Origin of the sequence: Oscillibacter sp. CU971, from assembly GCF_905219725.1 — a bacterium.
Classification (GTDB): Bacteria; Bacillota; Clostridia; order Oscillospirales; family Oscillospiraceae; genus Oscillibacter.
In genome coordinates, this window is the sequence record NZ_CAJMXG010000377.1 from 1 (window position 1) to 2,209 (window position 2,209).

Annotated in this window: 3 protein-coding genes; all 3 read right to left on the bottom strand. The window is 57.2% G+C overall.

The features are described from left to right. Positions 1 to 163: 163 nt before the first annotated feature. On the bottom strand, positions 164 to 742 hold the full coding sequence (locus JX325_RS15595; protein WP_204791973.1) for a ClpP family protease: 579 nt from the start codon (positions 740 to 742) through the stop codon (positions 164 to 166). 772 nt (positions 743 to 1,514) lie between these two features. Further along, on the bottom strand, positions 1,515 to 1,790 hold the full coding sequence (locus JX325_RS15600; protein ID WP_204791974.1) for a hypothetical protein: 276 nt from the start codon (positions 1,788 to 1,790) through the stop codon (positions 1,515 to 1,517). A 62-nt stretch (positions 1,791 to 1,852) separates the two neighbouring features. Then, positions 1,853 to 2,209: single-stranded DNA-binding protein (locus tag JX325_RS15605; RefSeq protein WP_204791975.1), on the bottom strand; the 357-nt coding region annotated here is incomplete at its 5' end.

Consider the following 2,209-nt stretch of genomic DNA (forward strand, 5'->3'; position numbering starts at 1 on the left):
CTGCAAGAGATTGGGCAGCACATAGCCCCTGGTCTTGCCGGAACCGGACGGGCCTATAATCAGGTCATTGTTGTTCAGGCCCGTGGTCCAGGTGTCGTTGCTGATACACTGGTCACGGGCCAGGATACGGCAGGATTTGTTTTTCATCTATTCACCTCTTTTCTCAAAATCCCTCTATTACTCGNTCCGCCAGCCCCCANGCNNCGGCCTCGCTGGCATTAAAATAGGAATTCGTCGCGGTCTTGCTCAGGACGTCCTCCAGGCTGTGGCCTGTATGCTTGGCGAGAATCCTGCCCATGGTTTCACGGGTCTGCATCAGGTCTTTTGCGACGCTGTCAAGTTTCAGGGCGCTGCCGCCGATACTGCCGGAGATAACCGGGTCGTGAATCAAAATACGGGCATGGGGCAGGATTTCCCGCTTGGCTCCGGATGCAAACAGAACAGCCGCCATACTCGCCGCCATGCCAACACAGACGGTCTTGACCGGACAGGAGACGGCCTGCATGGCGTCATACATGGCAAGTCCGCTGCTGACTTCTCCGCCGGGGCTGTTGATATACAGGGTGATTTCGCCAGTGGGGTCCTCTATGGAAAGGAAGTGCAGCTGGACGATGATACTGTTGGCAGTCTCAGCGTCAATCTCCCCGGTGCAGTAGATTTCCCGGCGGCGAAAAAGTGCGTCCTGGAGGGGGATGCAAACAGTACCCTCGCAGGTCTCTTTGATGATATTGGGTGTAGTCATGTTACCTCCTGAGAGTAGTCGAAGATGGTAGCATAAGCCCAAGGCCAGGACCGCCCGCCGGAGGCGGGCGATCCTGGCCTTGGGGGTGCCTTGTCCAGATTGCACAGAAGCCGCTTATCCGTACCCTTTCATTCAGGGAAGGGCCGCGAACGGCTCCACCAGAATTTTATACAGCAGGGCCGTTCGCTCCCGGGAGGGATAACAGTTGAATTTGCAAACCGCCTCCTGAAACTGGGTCTTCTTATCGCGCATGTGGGGNTGGATATGGCCCAGGTAGATGTCCATGACCTGTTCATCTCCGGTGAGGGCCCATACACCCAGGAAAAACCTCCAGATGGGAAGACGGTTACAGTTGTAGGGAGGCCCCGCGATTGTTCCGACATGCTCCAAACGGCTCGCGAGATTCTCTTGCCGGGACTGGTGAGATGCGATTTTTTGGGGCTTGCAATATGGAAGCATGGCCGGGTTATGCGCGTCGTAGGCCCTTTGAATTTTGATAATAGGTGAGGCAAGGGCTTTGACAACCCGCTCTTTGTCCTTCGGCTTCATCTGACCGGCGGATACAAGCNCAGTGATAACTTTTGCTGTCTCCTGATACGGCAGGTCTTCGCGCACTTCCGTGTGCATCTGTAAGTCGCAAAAGGTATTGTAGTTACCTATGTATTTTGCAATGGGCATCCGGGCCATGCTCTGAACGATAAAGCCGTCATACTCCGGGTGCGCGGCCTCACTCTCGCTCAGCCTGTTCAGGCGGTCAGCCAGGGAAATTTTTTTAGTCTCCATGCTTGTCCTCCTTTCGGATGAATACGGAGCCGGGGCCAGTTCGGGGAATCCCTCCGGGCCAGTGGCCGCCGGTCGAACAGTCCCACTCGATGCTGCCGTTCTCAAGGCGCCGGACCCGATGGGCGATTAGCGTCCAGCCGTCCGTCTCCCGGACCATAACAGCGGTCTCGCTGTCGATACGCCGGGTACAGCGATAGGTAGAGCCGTTATTGTTCATGTAGATTCTGCCCTCCACGGGGTCAATCAGCTGGGGATATTTTTTCATGCCGGCTTCTCCTTGATAAAAAGTCAGGGGAGGCTATACGCCCCCCCGTTGGTATTTTCGGTTTAGGACGCCCAAGGAAGTTGGCCCTCATCCGTATCCCCCTGAGCCTCGGCGGGCTTGGAATCGGCGAAGTAGACGCTCTCGGCCACGATTTCGACGGAGACACGCTTGTTGCCGTCGCGGTCAGTCCACTGGCGGGTCTGGAGGCGGCCATCCAGCAGGACCTTGCGGCCCTTCTCGAAATATTTGCAGAGGAACTCGGCGGTTCCGCGCCAGGCAACGGCGTCGAAAAAGTCAGTGGCTCTCTCGCCGGACTGGTCGGCGAAGTCCCGCTCGACGGCAATACGGGCGTTGCAGACGGCAATCCCGCNCTGGGTACGGCGAAGCTCGGGGTCAGCGCACAGACGGCCCATGATAGT